At 72.6% G+C, this 16,867-nt stretch carries 16 protein-coding genes; 11 read left to right on the top strand and 5 right to left on the bottom strand.

The annotated features are described in order from the left end of the window. The first annotated feature begins 31 nt into the window (after nucleotides 1-31). On the top strand, nucleotides 32-1,486 hold the full coding sequence (locus ACZ4VK_RS20875) for a purine-cytosine permease family protein (protein ID WP_468353979.1): 1,455 nt from the start codon (nucleotides 32-34) through the stop codon (nucleotides 1,484-1,486). Nucleotides 1,487-1,591: 105 nt separating this feature from the next. Here the strand turns inward: ACZ4VK_RS20875 and ACZ4VK_RS20880 are convergent, their stop codons facing one another. The 3 genes from ACZ4VK_RS20880 to ACZ4VK_RS20890 all read right to left on the bottom strand — a co-directional run bounded on the left by ACZ4VK_RS20880 (nucleotide 1,592) and on the right by ACZ4VK_RS20890 (nucleotide 4,636). After that, nucleotides 1,592-2,275, bottom strand: a complete 684-nt coding sequence (locus ACZ4VK_RS20880; protein WP_468353981.1) for a gamma-glutamyl-gamma-aminobutyrate hydrolase family protein — start codon at nucleotides 2,273-2,275, stop codon at nucleotides 1,592-1,594. A 35-nt stretch (nucleotides 2,276-2,310) separates the two neighbouring features. Then, the gene (gene eat, locus ACZ4VK_RS20885) at nucleotides 2,311-3,789 is read right to left on the bottom strand and encodes an ethanolamine permease (protein WP_468353983.1); all 1,479 of its coding nucleotides are present in this window, start codon (nucleotides 3,787-3,789) and stop codon (nucleotides 2,311-2,313) included. A gap of 118 nt (nucleotides 3,790-3,907) precedes the next feature. Continuing rightward, complete coding sequence (locus ACZ4VK_RS20890; protein ID WP_468353985.1) at nucleotides 3,908-4,636, bottom strand: FadR/GntR family transcriptional regulator; 729 nt, start codon at nucleotides 4,634-4,636, stop codon at nucleotides 3,908-3,910. Nucleotides 4,637-4,725: 89 nt separating this feature from the next. On the opposite strand from ACZ4VK_RS20890, the gene ACZ4VK_RS20895 reads away from it, so the two are divergent. The 4 genes from ACZ4VK_RS20895 to ACZ4VK_RS20910 all read left to right on the top strand — a co-directional run bounded on the left by ACZ4VK_RS20895 (nucleotide 4,726) and on the right by ACZ4VK_RS20910 (nucleotide 9,612). Next, nucleotides 4,726-6,096 carry a glutamine synthetase family protein gene (locus tag ACZ4VK_RS20895; RefSeq protein WP_468353987.1) on the top strand — a complete coding sequence of 457 codons (1,371 nt, stop codon included), beginning with the start codon at nucleotides 4,726-4,728 and terminating at the stop codon, nucleotides 6,094-6,096. A gap of 32 nt (nucleotides 6,097-6,128) precedes the next feature. Next, on the top strand, nucleotides 6,129-7,484 hold the full coding sequence (locus ACZ4VK_RS20900; protein ID WP_468353989.1) for an aldehyde dehydrogenase family protein: 1,356 nt from the start codon (nucleotides 6,129-6,131) through the stop codon (nucleotides 7,482-7,484). A gap of 6 nt (nucleotides 7,485-7,490) precedes the next feature. Next, complete coding sequence (locus ACZ4VK_RS20905; RefSeq protein WP_468353991.1) at nucleotides 7,491-8,279, top strand: 3-oxoacyl-ACP reductase; 789 nt, start codon at nucleotides 7,491-7,493, stop codon at nucleotides 8,277-8,279. 79 nt (nucleotides 8,280-8,358) lie between these two features. Further along, a complete protein-coding gene (locus ACZ4VK_RS20910; protein ID WP_468353993.1) occupies nucleotides 8,359-9,612 on the top strand; it encodes a haloacid dehalogenase-like hydrolase in 1,254 nt (417 codons plus the stop codon). 12 nt (nucleotides 9,613-9,624) lie between these two features. Here the strand turns inward: ACZ4VK_RS20910 and ACZ4VK_RS20915 are convergent, their stop codons facing one another. After that, the gene (locus ACZ4VK_RS20915; protein WP_468353995.1) at nucleotides 9,625-10,827 is read right to left on the bottom strand and encodes an amino acid deaminase/aldolase; all 1,203 of its coding nucleotides are present in this window, start codon (nucleotides 10,825-10,827) and stop codon (nucleotides 9,625-9,627) included. Between the two features lie 520 nt (nucleotides 10,828-11,347). Between ACZ4VK_RS20915 and ACZ4VK_RS20920 the strand changes: the two genes are divergently transcribed. The 3 genes from ACZ4VK_RS20920 (at nucleotide 11,348) to ACZ4VK_RS20930 (ending at nucleotide 14,392) form a co-directional block, all read left to right on the top strand. Next, complete coding sequence (locus tag ACZ4VK_RS20920) at nucleotides 11,348-12,427, top strand: hypothetical protein (RefSeq protein WP_468353997.1); 1,080 nt, start codon at nucleotides 11,348-11,350, stop codon at nucleotides 12,425-12,427. Further along, the gene (mycP, locus tag ACZ4VK_RS20925; RefSeq protein ID WP_468353999.1) at nucleotides 12,424-13,593 is read left to right on the top strand and encodes a type VII secretion-associated serine protease mycosin; all 1,170 of its coding nucleotides are present in this window, start codon (nucleotides 12,424-12,426) and stop codon (nucleotides 13,591-13,593) included. The genes ACZ4VK_RS20920 and mycP overlap by 4 nt, the downstream gene beginning before the upstream one ends. A gap of 67 nt (nucleotides 13,594-13,660) precedes the next feature. Then, on the top strand, nucleotides 13,661-14,392 hold the full coding sequence (locus ACZ4VK_RS20930) for an SseB family protein (RefSeq protein WP_468354001.1): 732 nt from the start codon (nucleotides 13,661-13,663) through the stop codon (nucleotides 14,390-14,392). A 112-nt stretch (nucleotides 14,393-14,504) separates the two neighbouring features. Here the strand turns inward: ACZ4VK_RS20930 and ACZ4VK_RS20935 are convergent, their stop codons facing one another. Further along, a complete protein-coding gene (locus ACZ4VK_RS20935) occupies nucleotides 14,505-14,891 on the bottom strand; it encodes a DUF1844 domain-containing protein (protein WP_468354003.1) in 387 nt (128 codons plus the stop codon). Between the two features lie 354 nt (nucleotides 14,892-15,245). Between ACZ4VK_RS20935 and infC the strand changes: the two genes are divergently transcribed. The 3 genes from infC to rplT all read left to right on the top strand — a co-directional run bounded on the left by infC (nucleotide 15,246) and on the right by rplT (nucleotide 16,737). Next, a complete protein-coding gene (gene infC, locus ACZ4VK_RS20940) occupies nucleotides 15,246-15,926 on the top strand; it encodes a translation initiation factor IF-3 (RefSeq protein WP_468354343.1) in 681 nt (226 codons plus the stop codon). Between the two features lie 123 nt (nucleotides 15,927-16,049). Beyond that, complete coding sequence (rpmI, locus tag ACZ4VK_RS20945; protein ID WP_024760685.1) at nucleotides 16,050-16,244, top strand: 50S ribosomal protein L35; 195 nt, start codon at nucleotides 16,050-16,052, stop codon at nucleotides 16,242-16,244. A 106-nt stretch (nucleotides 16,245-16,350) separates the two neighbouring features. Next, nucleotides 16,351-16,737 (top strand): 50S ribosomal protein L20, encoded by a 387-nt coding sequence (gene rplT, locus ACZ4VK_RS20950; RefSeq protein ID WP_351220722.1) that lies wholly within the window; start codon nucleotides 16,351-16,353, stop codon nucleotides 16,735-16,737. The last annotated feature ends 130 nt before the right edge of the window (nucleotides 16,738-16,867 follow it).

A 16,867-nucleotide genomic window follows, 5' to 3' on the forward strand; every position in this document is an offset into this window, starting at 1 on the left:
AGGTGGGCACGACACGCATCCGGAGGGCCGCATGGCTTCCACGATCCCCGACCCGCACCCGGGCTCCCCGGGCACCCAGGTCACTCCGTCGGCCGCCGACCGGCCCGGCCGCGTCGAGGCCCACGGCATCGACCGCATCCCCGACGCCGAGCGCCACGGACACCCCCGTGAGCTCTTCTCCGTCTGGGCCGCGGCCAACGTCAACTACCTCAGCCTCGTCCTCGGCGGCGCCCTCGTCCTCATGGGCCTCAGCCTCTGGCAGGCCCTCGCCGTGATCGTCATAGGCAACCTGTTCTGGCTGCTCACCGGCCTCCTCGCCACCTCGGGGCCGGCCGCGGGAGCACCCAGCGAGGTGATCACCAGGGCCATGTACGGCGTCCTCGGCAACCGCGTGAACAACGCGATCGGCGGCTGGCTCGTCTCCGTCTGCTACTTCGCCCTCAACCTGGCCGCCGCGGCGACCGCCGCCTTCGCGCTCGTCGAGAAGGCCGGCGTCACGGCGAACACCCCCGTCAAGGTGGCCGTCATCGTGGTCATCGCCGCCCTGACACTGGCCATCAGCGTCTACGGACACGCCCTGATCATCAAGCTGTACCTGCCGATCACCCTGGCCCTCACCGGGGCCTTCACGGTCGTCGCGTTCGCCGTCCTGCGGCACGCCGACTTCTCGTACGCCCCCGAGGCGCCGCCCACCGGCGTCGACCTCTGGGCGCTCCTCCTCGCGGGCACCACGATGATCGCCTCGGGCCCGCTCTCGTACACGACGAGTGCCGACTTCTCCCGCTACCTGCCCCGTACGGCCTCCAGGAAGGCGATCACCGGCTGGACCGCGCTCGGCGCCTTCCTGCCCAGCGTCGTCGTCTGCGCGCTCGGCGCCTTCGCGGCCACCGCCGTCGACATGACGGACCCGCAGACCGCGCTCCAGGAGATCCTGCCCGGCTGGTTCGTCCCGGTCTTCCTGCTCGCCCTGGTGCTCGGCACCATCGCCATCAACGCCCTGACCGCGTACAGCGCCGGGCTCGCCCTCCAGGCCGTCGGCCTCCGCGTCCGCCGTTCCGTCAGCGTCCTCTTCGACGGCGTCGCCGCCGTCGCCCTGACCCTCTACGGACTGCTCGTCTCCAACTTCCTGGACACCGTCAGCAACGCCGTCCAGGTGATCGTCGTCCTCATCGGGCCCCTGATGGCCGTCTACGCGACCGATGTCCTGCTGCGCCGGGGCCGCTACGACGGCCTCGCGCTCTCGGACGAGACCCCCGGCAGCCCCTTCTGGTACACCGGGGGCGTCAACCCGGCCGGCGCCCTCGCCCTCGTCATCGGCCTCACCTCGGCCGCCCTCTGCGTCAACACCCTCTATACGGGCCCGATCGCCACCGCCCTCGGCGGCGTCGACCTCTCCCTCCCGGTCGGCATGGGCGTCTCCGCCGCGCTCTACGCCCTCCTCATGCGCAACGACCGCACCCGGCTCGCCGCCCTGGCCGACGCGTGACACGACGGCGGCCAGGGCGCGGCGGGCCCGGAGACCCGGACCCGGATCGAGGGCCCCGGGACGCTGAGACGCGGCCCGTCACCCCGGCGGGTCACCGGCCCGCCGCTATCGCCGGGCCGCCGCCTCCACGAGGCCCCGCATCACCCGCGGGTCCTCGCCCATCTCCGGGTGCCACTGGACACCGAGGACCCACGCGGGGTCGGCCAGTTCCACCGCCTCCACCGTGCCGTCCTCCGCGTGGGCCGAGGCCGCGAGCCCCGCGCCCAGCCGGTCCACGGCCTGGTGGTGGTAGGTCGGGACCTCGGTCAGTTCCGGCACCAGGGAGGCGTACCGGCTGCCCGGTACCGGCTTCACCGCGTGCCGGCCGATCACCCCGACCGCCTCCACGTGCCCCTCCAGGTGCTGGACGAGCGTCCCGCCGAGCGCCACGTTGAGGAGCTGCATGCCCCGGCAGATGCCGAGCAGCGGGGTCCCGGAGGCGAGGGCGGCGTCGATCAGGGCGAGTTCCCAGGAGTCCCGCTCCCGGGCGGGCGGGCCGGTACGGGGGTCGGGCTCGGCCCCGTACCGTACGGGCTCGACGTCGGCCCCGCCCGCGACGACGAGGCCGTCGAGCCGGGCCACGACGGCCGCCGCGGCGGCCGGCCCGTCCGGCGGCAGCATCAGCGCGAGCCCCCCGCTCTCCTGGACGAGCCGCGGGTACGCGGCGGGGAGCAGCGCGGCCCGCATGTCCCACACCCCCCACCGGGCCCGGTCGAGGTAGGTGGTCACGCCGATGAGCGGCTGGGTCACGGAAGGTCCTCCAGAGGTGTGGAGCATCGGGTGGATCAGTCGCGTTCGAGTTCGGCCTCGGCCGCGGCGAGCGCCGCGAACTCCTCCTCGGGCGCACGGGCCACCAGATGCTTCCGACTGTAGAACGCGAAGTAGGCGAGGGCGATCACGTACACCCCGAGCGCCATGAACGCCGCCGTCCGGTCCACCAGGAAGGTCGCGACCAGGGCCGACAGGGCGAGCACGAACGCCACCGAGGAGGTCACGGTCCCGCCGGGCGTGCGGTACGGCCGGTGAAGGCCAGGTTCGCGGCGCCGCAGCACGATGTGGGAGAGCGCCATCAGGGCGTACGAGATGGTCGCGCCGAACACGGCGATGTTGAGCATCCGGGCGCCGTCCCCGGTCCCCGCGGCGAGCGCGAAGCCGATCGCGCCCGGGATGAGCAGCCCCAGGTACGGCGACTTCCGGCGGCTCGTGAGGGAGAGGAAGCGCGGCAGGTAGCCGGCCCGGGAGAGGGCGAAGAGCTGGCGCGATCCCGCGTAGATGAGGGAGAAGAAGGAGGCGACGAGACCGGCGAGGCCCGCGTAGTTCACGAACCGGCTGAGCGCCGTCGGCTCCCCGTCGCCCTGCAGCGCCACCACCAGCGGGTTGCCCGCCTCCTGGACGGCGGCCGCACCGCGCGCGCCGGTCGCGGCGAAGAAGGTCATGACGGCGAGCAGCACCAGGATGCCCATGGAGATCGCGAGCGCCTTCGGCATCGACCGCACCGGGTCCTTCGCCTCCTCGGCGGCGAGCGGCACGCCCTCCACGCCGAGGAAGAACCACATGCCGAAGGGGAACGCGGCCCAGATCCCGAGGAGCCCGAAGGGCAGCCAGGAGTTGGCCCCGAAGGCCTCGCCGTCGACGGGGATGTCGTTCAGTCCGTCGACGTGGAAGTCGGTGAACGCGCCGAGCGCGAAGACGACGAGGGCGGCGACGGCGATCGCCGTCACGACGAGGCTGAAGCGCAGGGCCTCGCCGACGCCCCACAGGTGGATGCCGATGAAGAGCGCGAAACAGACGAGGTAGACGGGCCAGCCGGACTCCAGGCCGAAGAGGCCGAGGGACTCGACGTAGTCGCCGATGAAGATCGAGATGGCGGCGGGCGCCAGGATGTACTCGATGAGGATCGCGGTGCCGGTGAGGAAGCCGCCCCAGGTGCCGAGGGCCCGGCGGGCGAAGCCGTACCCGCCGCCGGCCGTGGGCAGGATGGCGGACAGTTCGGCGAGCGCGAAGACCAGACAGGCGTACATCGCGCCCATCAGGACGGTGGCGACGGCGAGCCCGCCGAAGCCGCCCTTCGAGAGGCCGATGTTCCAGCCGGAGAAGTCCCCGGAGACGACGTAGGCGACGCCGAGGCCGGTGAGCAGCAGCCAGCCGGCGCTGCCGCGGCGCAGCGCGCGGCGCTCCAGATAGTCGTCCTCGGGCGGGGCGCCCCCGGGTGTGCTCCCTGGCTTGCCCCCGGGTGTGCTCCCGGTCGTGTCTTCGAGCGTCATGGCAGCGTCAGCTCCCCGCAACGGGACCAATGGATTGGAGCCATACCTTTGCGGTGGCCGGCGGGGGAGCGCAACCCCCCTGCGTTACTTTCGGGTTACGGGGGGAACCCGGGCGTCCTCACGTCAGGAACCCCCGCAGCAGCGCCGCCGTCCCCGCGCAGTGCTCCCGCATCACCTCGCGCGCCGCGTCCGCGTCCCCGTCCAGGACCGCCTCCATCACGGCCGTGTGCTGGTGCTGGGAGTGCTCCAGGTTGCGTACGAGCAGCGGGATGCAGTCCAGGAGGTCGTTCACCGTGGCCCGGACCGCCGCGTACTGGGCCGTCAGCGTCGGCGAGCCGGAGAGCTCGGCGAGCGTGAGGTGCAGCAGGGTGTCCTGGCGGCGGTAATCGGCCAGCGGGGCGTCATGCGTGGCCGTCACCGCGGCCCGCAGCCGCTCGGCGCCCGCCGCGTCGAGACCGTGGGCCGCGCAGAGCCCTGCGGCCCCGACCTCCAGTACCTCCCGGAAGCGCAGGGTGTCCTCCATGTCGACCGAGGCGATCCGGCGGCGCAGCTCGTCCTCGTCGGCCGTCTGGACGCGGGGCAGCACGAACGTTCCGCCGTACCGGCCGCGCCGGCTCTCCACGAGGCCCTGTTCCTGGAGGACCTTGAGGACCTCGCGGAGGGTGACCCGGCTGATCCCCATCCGGTCGGCCAGCTCCCGCTCCGCGGGCAGCCGCTCCCCGCCCGGCACGAGCCCGAGCCGTACCACCTGGAGGATCTGCTCCAGGGCCTCCTCGAAGCCGTTGCCCGCCCGCACCGGCCGCAGCACGGGCGTAAGGCGGTCCGCCGATTCACTCGTACTGGCCACGTTCTCGTTTCCCCTTCTCCAACACTTCCCAAGTAAAGGTCTTCCGCAATACCTTATGACTTCCGGCAGGCCGAAGGAGGAGCAATCCCGTGGCAGACCGCACACCCCCGCTCACCGTCGAGGAGCTCCGCGCCCTCGTCGCGAGCGGCGAGATCGACACCGTCGTCCTGGCCTTCCCCGACATGCAGGGGCGACTCCAGGGCAAGCGGTTCGCCGCCCCGTTCTTCCTCGACGAGGTACTCGGCCACGGCACCGAGGGCTGCAACTACCTGCTGGCCGTCGACACCGAGATGAACACCGTCGACGGCTACGACATGTCCTCCTGGGACCGCGGCTACGGCGACTTCGCCATGCACCCCGACCTCACCACCCTCCGCCGCCTCCCCTGGAACGAGGCCACCGCCATGGTGACGGCGGACCTGGCCTGGGGCGACGGCACCCCCGTCGTCGCCGCGCCCCGCCAGATCCTCCGCCGCCAGCTGGAGCGCCTCGCGGAACACGGCTTCACCGCCCACGTCGGCACCGAACTCGAGTTCATCGTCTTCAAGGACAGCTACGAGCAGGCCTGGGACGCGAACTACCGCGGCCTCACCCCCGCCAACCAGTACAACATCGACTACTCCGTCCTCGGCACCGGACGCATCGAACCCCTCCTGCGACGCATCCGCAACGAGATGACCGCCGCGGGACTCACCGTCGAGTCCGCCAAGGGCGAGTGCAACCCCGGCCAGCACGAGATCGCCTTCAAGTACGACGAGGCCCTCGTCACCTGCGACCAGCACGCCGTCTACAAGACGGGCGCCAAGGAGATCGCCGCCCAGGAGGGCTACTCGCTCACCTTCATGGCGAAGTACAACGAGCGCGAGGGCAACTCCTGCCACATCCACCTCTCCCTCCAGTCCGTCGACGAGGCGGGCGTGAACGTGATGGCGGGCGACGACGAGCACGGCATGTCCGAGACCATGCGGCACTTCCTCGCCGGACAGCTCGCCGCCCTCCGCGACTTCTCCCTCCTCTACGCCCCCAACATCAACTCCTACAAGCGGTTCCAGCCCGGCTCCTTCGCCCCCACCGCCGTCGCCTGGGGTCACGACAACCGCACCTGCTCGCTCCGGGTCGTCGGCCACGGCCGCTCCACCCGCTTCGAGAACCGGCTCCCCGGCGGAGACGTCAACCCGTACCTGGCCGTCGCCGCCATGGTCGCGGCCGGACTGCACGGCATCGAGCAGCGCCTCGAACTGCCCCCGCCCTGCGCCGGGAACGCCTACACCGCCGAGTACGCGCACGTCCCCACCACCCTGCGCGAGGCCGCCGAACTCTGGGAGACCAGCGAGATCGCCAAGGCCGCCTTCGGCCCCGAGGTCGTCGCCCACTACCGCAACATGGCCCGCGTCGAACTCGACGCCTTCGACGCCGCGGTGACCGACTGGGAGCTGCGCCGCTCCTTCGAACGCCTGTGACGACAGTGCCCGCGACAGAAGAGAGAAGAGAGTTGCTCCAGGTACTGAACCCGGCGACGGAGGAACGCGTCGCCACCGTCCCCGCCGCCACCCCCGCCGACGTCGACGCCGCCGTCGCACGGGCCGCCGCCGCCCAGCGCGGCTGGGCAGCCGCCGCGCCCGCCGACCGGGCCCGGCTGCTCCGCCGCTTCGCCACCGTCGTCGACGGGCACATCGAGGAACTCGCCCGTCTCGAGGTCACCGAGGCCGGCCACACCATCGGCAACGCCCGCTGGGAGGCCGGTAACGTCCGCGACCTGCTCGACTTCGCCGCCGGGGGAGTGGAGCGCCTCAACGGGCGCCAGATCCCGGTGGCCGGCGGCCTCGACATCACGATCCTCGAACCGCTCGGGGTCGTCGGCGTCATCGCGCCCTGGAACTTCCCCATGCCGATCGCCGCCTGGGCCACCGCGCCCGCCCTCGCCGCCGGCAACGCCGTCCTCCTCAAACCGGCCGAGACCACCCCCCTCACCGCGCTCCGCCTCACCGAACTCGCCCTCGAAGCCGGCCTGCCCGAAGGCCTCTTCCAGGTCCTCCCCGGCACCGGCCCCGTCGCCGGCAACGCCCTCGTCGAGCACCCCGGCATCGCCAAGATCGTCTTCACCGGCTCCACGAAGGTCGGAAAGTCGATCATGGCGAAGTGCGCCGACCAGGTGAAGCGGGTCACCCTCGAACTCGGCGGCAAGAGCCCCAACATCGTCTTCGCCGACGCCGACATCGAAGCCGCCGCCGCCGCCGCGCCGATGGCCTTCCTCGACAACAGCGGCCAGGACTGCTGCGCCCGCACCCGCATCCTCGTCCAGCGGAGCGCGTACGACCGTTTCCTCGAACTCCTCACCCCCGCGATCGAGGAGATCGTCGTCGGCGACCCCGCCGACGAGCGCACCCAGATGGGCCCCCTCATCTCCCGCGCCCAGCTCGACCGCGTCCGCTCCTACGTCACCGACGACCTCACCGGCATCAGGGGCAAGGCCCCCGAAGGCCCCGGTTTCTGGTTCCCGCCGACCGTCCTCACCGGTGTACCCGAGGACGCGCCCTGCGCCGTCGAGGAGGTCTTCGGACCCGTCGCCGTCGTCCTCCCCTTCGAGGACGAGGCCGACGCGATCCGCCTCGCCAACGCCACCGAGTACGGCCTGTCCGGCTCGATCTGGACCCGCGACGTCGGCCGCGCCCTGCGCGCCTCCCGCGCCGTCCGGGCCGGCAACCTCTCCGTCAACTCCCACTCCAGCGTCCGCTACTGGACCCCGTTCGGCGGCTACGAGCAGTCCGGCCTCGGCCGTGAACTCGGCCCCGACGCCCTGACCGCCTTCACCGAAACCAAGAACGTCTTCATCAGCACGGAGGCCTGAGCACCCATGAGCAGCACCGAAGAGAACATCTGCCGCCGCCTGGTCGGCCGTACTGCCGTCATCACCGGAGCCGGCAGCGGCATCGGCCTCGCCACCGCGCGCCGGTTCGCCTCCGAGGGCGCGAACGTGGTCTGCGGCGACATCGACGAGGAGGCGGGGAAGGCCGCGGCGGAGGAGGTCGGCGGCACCTTCGTGAAGGTCGACGTCACCGACCCGGAGGAGGTCGAGGCGCTGTTCCGCACCGCCTTCGAGACCTACGGCTCCGTCGACATCGCCTTCAACAACGCCGGCATCTCGCCGCCCGACGACGACTCCATCCTGGAGACCGGCCTGGAGGCCTGGAAGCGCGTCCAGGACGTCAACCTCACCTCCGTCTACCTCTGCTGCAAGGCCGCCCTTCCCTACATGCGCCGCCAGGGCAAGGGCTCCATCATCAACACCGCCTCCTTCGTCGCGATCATGGGCGCGGCCACCAGCCAGATCTCCTACACCGCGTCCAAGGGCGGCGTCCTCGCCATGTCCCGCGAGCTCGGCGTCCAGTTCGCCCGCGAGGGCATCCGCGTCAACGCCCTCTGCCCCGGGCCGGTCAACACCCCCCTTCTCCAGGAGCTGTTCGCCAAGGACCCCGAGCGGGCCGCCCGCCGCCTCGTCCACATCCCGGTCGGCCGCTTCGCCGAGGCCGACGAGATCGCCGCGGCGGTCGCGTTCCTCGCGAGCGACGACTCCTCCTTCGTCAACGCCAGCGACTTCCTCGTCGACGGAGGCATCGCGGGCGCGTACGTGACGCCGCTCTAGAACCCCCGTTCCCCCCCCACCCGGCAGCCGGGCGTCGCAAGGCGCCCGGCTGTTCCGCGTACCGACCCGGAGAGTGACCATGAACCGCCGACTCCGTACGTCCGCGTCCACCGCCGCGCTCGCCCTCGCCCTCGCCACGACGAGCCTCGCCTCCGGAACGGTGGCCGAGGCGAGACCCCGCGCCTGCCCGACCCTGAAGGTCTCCGAAGGCTGGTACGGCGACAACAAGGCCCGGCTCGACGCGCTGATCGCCGAGCACTGCCTCGACAAGGGGAAGAAGCCCGTCGCGGTCTTCGACTGGGACAACACCGTCATCAAGAACGACGTCGGAGACGCCACCTTCTACTGGCTCCTCCGCAACGACCGCATACGCCCGCCTCGCGACGGCGACTGGGCCACCACCAGCCGCCACCTCACCCCCGGAGCGGCCGCCGCCCTCGGCGCCGCGTGCCCCACCGGCGTACGCACTCTCCCCACCGCCACCGACACCCGCTGCGCGGACGAGATGCTCTCCGTCTACGGGACGGGAACCACCACCGGCGGCACGGCCGCCTTCGCCGGCTTCGACCACCGCCGCATGGAGCCCCAGTACGCCTGGCTCGCCCAGCTCCTGCGCGGCTGGACCACCCGCCAGGTCGAGTCCTTCGCCGCCGCCGCGCGAGCCGAGAACCTCGCCGCCCCCCAGGGCGCCACCCAGGGCGTCGGCACGTCCCGGGTCACCGGCTGGGTCCGCCACTACGCCCAGCAGCGCGACCTGATCCGGACCCTCCAGGACGCCGGCTTCGACGTCTGGATCGTCTCCGCCTCGCCCGAACCCGTCGTCGACGTCTGGGCGAAGGGCATCGGCGTCCACCCCTCCCACGCCATCGGCATCCGCAACACCGTCGAGCACGGCCGCCTCACCGCCCACCTCAAGGGCTGCGGCACCGTACGCGACGGCGAGGACCGGATGATCACCTACATCGACGGCAAGCGCTGCTGGATCAACCAGGAGATCCTCGGCGTCCACGGCCCCGCCGCCGAACGCGTACAACCCGCCTCCCGGCGCCAGGTCCTCGCCGCGGGAGACTCCGACACCGACGTCTCCTTCCTGCGGGACGCCACAGGACTGCGCCTGGTCCTCAACCGCAACAAGGTCGAACTCATGTGCCGGGCGTACGAGAACGGTGACGGCCGCTGGATCGTCAACCCCATGTTCATCGAGCCGAAGCAGCCGAAGACGACCCCGTACCCCTGCGCCACGACGGGCTACACGGCGAGCGACGGCACGCCGGAACCGGTCCGCCGCCCGGACGGAAGCGTGATCCCGGACCAGACCGACACGGTGTACTGACCGCCGGTCACGTCAGAGGAAGGTCTGCCCCTCGCCCCGGTACGTCGGCACGGTCGCCGTGATCCGATCGCCCTCGATCAGCCGCAGACTCTCGAACCGCTCGCACAGCTCGCCGGCCTTCGCGTGCCGGAACCACACCTTGTCGCCGATTCGCAGGTCGTCGGCCGGCGAGCCGAGCAGGGGGGTCTGCACCTCGCCGGGACCCTCCCGCGGGTCGTACCGCAGACCCTCCGGGAGATACGGCACGGGCAGCCGGTCACGGCCCGCCGCCCCGGACGCCGGATAGCCGCCACCGAGCACGGTCACCACGCCGACGCCCGGACGGCGGACGACGGGCTGCGCGAAGAGCGCGGCGGGCCTCGCGCTGAACGACGTGTAGTTGTCGAAGAGCCGGGGCACGAACAGGCCCGAACCCGCGGCGATCTCCGTGACCGCCTCCTCGGCGGCCGTGTGCTGCACGCTGCCGGTACCGCCGCCGTTCACGAACTCCAGGTCCGGCGCCACCGCCCGCACGGCCCGCACCACGGCCGCCCGGCGCTCCGCCAGCTCCCGGCGGGCCGCCGCCTGCATCAGCCGGATCGCCCGCGACCGCAGCGGCCTGCCCGCGACCGCGTCGCCGACCCCGGCGACATGCCCCTCGTACGCCATGATCCCGACCAGCCGGAAACCGGGGCGTCGCGCCACCGACCGGGCCAGCTCGGCCAGCTGGGCGGGCTCCCGCAGCGGAGAGCGCCGCGCGCCGACCCGTATCCGCCCCCCGAGCAGGGACAGCGCCGTGTCCAGCTCGAGACAGACCCGGACCTCCTCCGTCCCGCCCGCGCGAGCCGCGTCGATCAGATCCAGCTGCGCCACGTCGTCGACCATCACCGTCACGGCGGCGGCGAGCTTCGGGTCCCGTGCCAGCTCGCCGAAGCCGGATCGGTCCGCCGACGGATACGCGAGGAGGACGTCCTCGAACCCGGCGCGCGCCAGCCACAGCGACTCGTCGAGCGTGAACGACATGATCCCGGCGAAACCCTTCCGCGCGAGCACCCGCTCCAGGAGCGCCCGGCACCGCACGGACTTGCTCGCCACCCGCACCGGCTTGCCCCCGGCCCGGCGCACCAGGTCCGCCGCGTTGGCGTCGAAGGCCTCAAGATCGACGATCGCCACGGGCGCGTCGAGATGAGCGGTGGCCCGGTCGTAACGGGCCCGGTCGGCGGCACGGGGAGTCATGGCCCGAGCTTGCCAGACGTGTTTACGGGTGGGTAGCCCCTGGGTTCCCGCGCGGGGCGGAACAGCCCGTAGAGTGACGGGCATTGTCGACACGAGCGGGGGAACGGGGATGACCGGCGAGCAGCATCCCCGCACGCCCTCCCGCATCACGGAGGCCCTGCTCCCCACGGACGAACCGACCCCGATGGAGACGACGACCCGCCTCCGCGTGATCCACCCGGACGCCCCACGGGACGCGGCGCGCAACGAAAACGGTCACGGCAAGGGAAACGCCCCGGGGACACCCCCGCCCCCACCCGCGCCTCCGACCGCACCACGTACGGCGCCTCCGACCGCACCACGTACGGCGCCTCCGACCGCCGCTCGCACGGCGCCGCCGAGCGGTTCTCCGGTCACACCTCGCACGGCGCCGCCGAGCGGTTCTCCGGTCACACCTCGCACGGCGCCGCCGAGCGGACCGCCGGTCACACCTCGCACGGCCGACCAGGTTGCTGCGGCACCCGCGACCCCGCCCCCGCCGGTGCGCGCTCCTGAGGCCTCGGCTCGGGCCGCCGCCGGTTCGTCCGCTCCCGCCGGGCCCGGGCCCGGGGCCGTTCCGGCGCGGCCGGGGGGCCCGGCGCCCACCGGTCCCGCCCGGCCGGAGGCCCCCGCGTCCGCCGTTCCGCCCCCGCCCCGGGCACCCCTCTCCGCCCCGCCGGAGGCCTCCGTCCCCGGCCGGCACCTGCCGGGTGCCCTGCCCTCCCCCCGGCCCCCCGTCATCCCCTACGGCCACACCTACGGCGCCCCCGGCGCCCTGCCGCCCGAGGTGCCCGTCGAGACGACCACGCGGCTTCGGCCCGTGCGGGAGCGGCGGACCGGGCGGCGGGTCGCCGTCGCCGTCTGTGCCGTGCTCGGGGTCGGGTTCATCGGCGGCGCCCTCGCCGGGATGTGGCTGGCCGCCGCCGAGCCCGGCGCGCCCGCCGAACCCGCCGGGTACGCCGAGGCGAAGGACCTCTGGCACAACGCCCCCGTCGACATCCTCTTCCCCCGTACCCTCGCGGGCCCCGGCGCGGGCCCCGGCGCCGCCGCACGCACCTGGACCCGGATCGTCGTCGCCCCGGACGCCGCCTGCACGCCCGCCGTCCTCGCCAAGGGCCTGCTCGCCACCCTCCGGCCGCTCGGCTGCGAACGTGTCCTGCGCGCCACGTACACCGACGCCACCGCCAGCAGCGTCATCACCGTCGGCCTCGTCTTCACCCACGCCGACGCCCCCACGCAACGCACCCTCGGCCAGGGCCTCACCGGTCGCCTCGGCGCGGACGTCCCCCCGGCGCTCCCCGGCCCCGGCACCGTCGCCGCCCGCTTCGGCGCCGGCCAGCGCGCCAGCTGGTGGCTGAACGCCCCCGCCGACCTCCCCGTCGTCGTCACCGCCGTCTCCGGCTTCGCCGACGGCCGGGCCGTCGAGAGCCCGCAGCCCGCCGACCGGGCCGTGGCCCCCGGTCGTACCGACGCCGCCGCGCAGTCCGGCCTCGGCCACGAGGCCAAGGGCATCACGGTGCGCTTCGAGCGGCTGCTCCGCACGACGGCCGCCGCCGCGGCCAAGGAGAAGAACGACCGGTGACCCGACCCACCCGCACCGCCGCGGCCGTCCTCCTCGCCGCCGCCTTCGCCGTCCTCCCCGCCACCACCGCGCCCGCGTACGCCGACACCATCCGGGCCCGCCAGTGGGGCCTCGAAGCGCTCCACACGGCGGAGGCCTGGCGTACCACCAAGGGCGAGGGCATCGTCGTCGCCGTCCTCGACACCGGCGTCGACGCCGAGCACCCGGACCTGGTGGGTTCCGTCCTCCCGGGACGTGACCTCATCGGCTTCGGCGCGTCCAGGGGCGACCGCTCCTGGGCCCAGCACGGCACGGCCATGGCCGGGATCATCGCCGGACACGGCCACGGGTACGACGGCGGGGACGGCGTCCTCGGCATCGCCCCCGAAGCCGAGATCCTCCCCGTACGGGTCATCCTCGAAGGCACCGACAAGGCCCGCGACAAGGCCCGCAAGACCCGCGGCACCGCCCTCGCGGAGGGCATCCGCTGGGCGGCCGACCACGGCGCCGACGTCATCAATCTCTCCCTCGGCGACGACTCCAAGTCCGCGCATCCCGACGCGCGCGAGGACGCCGCCGTCCAGTACGCGCTCGGGAAGGGCGTCTCCGTCGTCGCCTCCGCCGGCAACGGCGGCGAGAAGGGCGACCACATCTCGTACCCCGCCGCCTACCCCGGCGTCATCGCCGTCACCGCCGTCGACCGCTACGGCACCCACGCCTCCTTCTCCACCCGCCGCTGGTACGCCACCGTCAGCGCCCCCGGCGTCGACGTCGTCATGGCCTATCCCGACCGCCGCTACTACGAGGGCTGGGGCACCAGCGCCGCCGCCGCGTTCGCCTCCGGAGCCGTCGCCCTCGTCCGCTCCGCCCACCCCGACCTCACCCCGGCCCAGATCAAGCGCCTGCTCATCGACACCGCCCGCAACCGGCCGAAGGGCGGCCGCAGCGACGCCAAGGGGTACGGGACGGTCGACCCGGCAGCCGCGATCGAGGCGGGCGCCGGGCTCACGGGCGGCGACCCGAAGACCACCACCAGCGGATACCGGGGCCGGTACTTCGGCCCCGGCCCCCTCCCCGCCGTCGAGGAGAGCCGTCCCATCGGTCTGCTCGCCCCCCTCGCGGGCGGGCTCGGCGCCCTGCTGCTCCTGACCGCCGTCGTCCTGGGACGCGCCCACCGGAGCTCGTAGGACCGGAGCCGGCAGGCCCGGGGACCCGGCGGGCCGGGCGTCCGGCCGCGCCGGTTAGGCTCGGTGCGTGGCGCTCAAGAACATCCCGGACCCCGGTTTCTCCGACGACGACGGCACCGCCGACCCGCGGCTCGCCGCGGCCCTCGCGGCCTGGGCGGAGGACAGAACCGCCCACGGTCCGGTCCTCGACGCGCTGCGGGACGCCCGGCTGCTCGTCCCCGTGGTCGCCGTCCTCGGCGAGGTCGAGACCGACGAGAACGGCCTGCGCCGCGAGAAGACCAGCGACATGGCGGTCCCCACCCTCACGGCCGGTGACCGGCGGGCCCTGCCCGCCTTCACCTCGATCGCCTCGCTCGCCCTGTGGGACCCCGAGGCCCGGCCCGTGGCCGTCCCGCTCCACCAGGCCCTCCAGGCCGCCGCGCACGAGAAGGCGGACACGGTGGTCCTGGACCTCGCGGGCCCCGTGCCGTACCAGCTGACCGGTCCGGCCCTGCTCGCCCTCGCCGAGGGCCGTACCAGCGCCGACCCGCTCGACGACCCCGCCGTACGGGAAGCGGTACGGGCCGCCGTCGCCGCCGAGCCCGCGGTGCTCCGCGCCCACCTGGGTCCCGGCGCCGCCGACGGCACCCTGGCCCTGGTCCTGGCCGGGGACGCCTCCCCGGCGGAGGCGGCCCAGCGCGTGGCCCGCGCCCTGGCGGCCGACGAAACACTGAGGGCCCGCCTGGTGCGGGGCCTCGACCTGGCACTCCTGCCGGCCTCGGCCGCCCCTCCGGGCGAGCCCTTCTACGTAAAGAAGTAGGGCACGCCCTACTTCTTTACTTACTTACCTACCTGCCTACCGGCTTCTAGCCGTACACCGGCCCCGTGACTGCACTCTTCCGGGGGGCGACCCCCGTACCCCCGATCAGGCCCTAGCCGTACACCGGCCCCGTGTACTTCTCGCCCGGCCCCTGGCCCGGCTCGTCCGGGATCAGGGAGGCCTCGCGGAAGGCGAGCTGGAGGGACTTCAGGCCGTCCCGCAGGGGAGCGGCGTGGAAGGAGGAGACCTCCGTCGCGCCGGCGTCCAGCAGACCGGCGAGCGCGTGCACCAGCTTGCGGGCCTCGTCGAGGTCCTTGTACTTGTCGCCCTCCTCGGTGAGCCCGAGCTTCACCGCGGCGGCGCTCATCAGGTTGACGGCGACCGTCACGATCACCTCGACCGCCGGGACCTCCGCGATGTCGCGGGTCATGGCGTCGAAGTCAGAGGACTCCGGGGGCACTGTGGAGTCCGGGGACTCGTTCTGGGGCGTCTCGCTCATGCCTCATACGATATGCCGGTCCTCGGTTAGCGGAGACCGCCGGGTCCTGCTAACCTTGTGTAACGACCGGCCGGACACGTGTGTGCCCGGCCCACAAGTGGAGGCTCCGAACTCCCACCTGACCACCCTCGCGGGTGGCGGGTCACCGGTCAGGTGGCGCCCATCGTTCCGTACGGACGATGGAGCCGCCCGATGTGCGCCCCGCGGTTGACCGCGGCGGTGTTCCGGTATTCCCCTGGAGCCCCGCCTGTGTCCCGTCCGGGGCGTTTTTCATGTGCCGGCGCGGTTGGTCTCAGAAACAGACGTTGCGCGTCCGTCCGCCAGGCGGTCGCGTGGTGCTACCTAGGAGGATCCATCAGCGCCGAGCCCCGCATCAACGACAGGATTCGCGTTCCCGAGGTGCGACTTGTCGGACCCAGCGGCGAGCAGGTCGGGATTGTTCCGCTTGCCAAGGCCCTGGAGCTCGCACAGGAGTACGACCTCGACCTGGTCGAGGTCGCGGCGAACGCCCGTCCGCCCGTGTGCAAGCTCATGGACTACGGGAAGTTCAAGTACGAGTCGGCCATGAAGGCCCGTGAGGCGCGCAAGAACCAGGCGCACACGGTCATCAAGGAGATGAAGCTCCGGCCGAAGATCGACCCGCACGACTACGACACCAAGAAGGGTCACGTCGTCCGGTTCCTCAAGCAGGGCGACAAGGTCAAGATCACGATCATGTTCCGTGGTCGTGAGCAGTCCCGCCCCGAGCTTGGTTTCCGGCTGCTGCAGCGGCTGGCGTCGGACGTCGAGGAGCTTGGCTTCATCGAGTCCAACCCGAAGCAGGACGGCCGGAACATGATCATGGTTCTCGGCCCGCACAAGAAGAAGACCGAGGCCATGGCCGAGGCGCGTGAGGCTCAGGCCGCACGCAAGGCCGAGCGCCAGGGCGTCACCGCCGAGGAGACGTCCGAGGCTCCGGCCGAGGCCGAGGCCGAGGTCGAGGCTCCGGTCACCGAGGCCGAGGCCGACGCTCCGGTCGAGAACCCCGAGGCGTGACCCGAGGGGCTGCCCTCCAGGCAGCCCCGGGCCCCGCCCGGAACCACCAGACGAAGAATTGACGCTCCCGTATGTTCGGTGCCCGCACCGGGGGGAGCGCCACTGACGAGGAGATACGGCGCGATGCCGAAGAACAAGACGCACTCCGGTGCCAAGAAGCGCTTCAAGGTCACCGGCACCGGCAAGATCATGCGCGAGCGCGCCGGCAAGCGCCACCTGCTCGAGCACAAGTCGTCCAAGCTGACGCGTCGCCTCACCGGCAACGCCGAGATGGCCCCGGGCGACGCGGCCAAGATCAAGAAGATGCTGGGCATCTGATCTGATCACCCGCCCTCGGCGACGAGGGCTACCGGCCAGGTCCGGGACCCATTCGTTTTTCGGGTCGTGTGAGTCCAACCACGACCCCGCTACAAGGAGTTAACAAGTGGCACGCGTCAAGCGGGCAGTCAACGCCCACAAGAAGCGCCGGGCGATCCTCGAGGCGGCCAAGGGCTACCGCGGTCAGCGTTCGCGCCTGTACCGCAAGGCCAAGGAGCAGGTCACCCACTCGCTGGTCTACAACTACAACGACCGCAAGAAGCGCAAGGGCGACTTCCGCCGTCTGTGGATCCAGCGCATCAACGCCGCTGCCCGCGAGAACGGCATGACGTACAACCGCCTCATCCAGGGTCTGAACGCCGCCAACATCGAGGTGGACCGCAAGATCCTCGCCGAGCTGGCCGTCAACGACCCCAACGCGTTCGCCGCGCTGGTCGAGGTCGCGCAGAAGGCTCTGCCGGCTGACGTCAACGCCCCGAAGGCCGCCGCCTGATCTTCCAGGCCGCAGTACCTCTGCCCGGACCCGCAGGCGCGCTCGCGCCTGCGGGTCCGGGTGCGTCGGCCCCGAAGCACCCGCCCGGCCCTCCCCGTACCCGGTCGCGCGGCGCCCGGATCCCGTAGTC

The organism is Streptomyces sp. NPDC028711, from assembly GCF_055565415.1.

Bases quoted from the DNA above. Each gene is read 5' to 3' on its own strand.
- ACZ4VK_RS20935 (WP_468354003.1), bottom strand. From the start codon at position 14,891: ATGAGCGAGACGCCCCAGAACGAGTCCCCGGACTCCACAGTGCCCCCG.
- ACZ4VK_RS20910 (WP_468353993.1), top strand. From the start codon at position 8,359: ATGAACCGCCGACTCCGTACGTCCGCGTCCACCGCCGCGCTCGCCCTC.
- ACZ4VK_RS20915 (WP_468353995.1), bottom strand. From the start codon at position 10,827: ATGACTCCCCGTGCCGCCGACCGGGCCCGTTACGACCGGGCCACCGCT.
- ACZ4VK_RS20875 (WP_468353979.1), top strand. From the start codon at position 32: ATGGCTTCCACGATCCCCGACCCGCACCCGGGCTCCCCGGGCACCCAG.
- eat (WP_468353983.1), bottom strand. From the start codon at position 3,789: ATGACGCTCGAAGACACGACCGGGAGCACACCCGGGGGCAAGCCAGGG.
- rpmI (WP_024760685.1), top strand. From the start codon at position 16,050: ATGCCGAAGAACAAGACGCACTCCGGTGCCAAGAAGCGCTTCAAGGTC.
- ACZ4VK_RS20905 (WP_468353991.1), top strand. From the start codon at position 7,491: ATGAGCAGCACCGAAGAGAACATCTGCCGCCGCCTGGTCGGCCGTACT.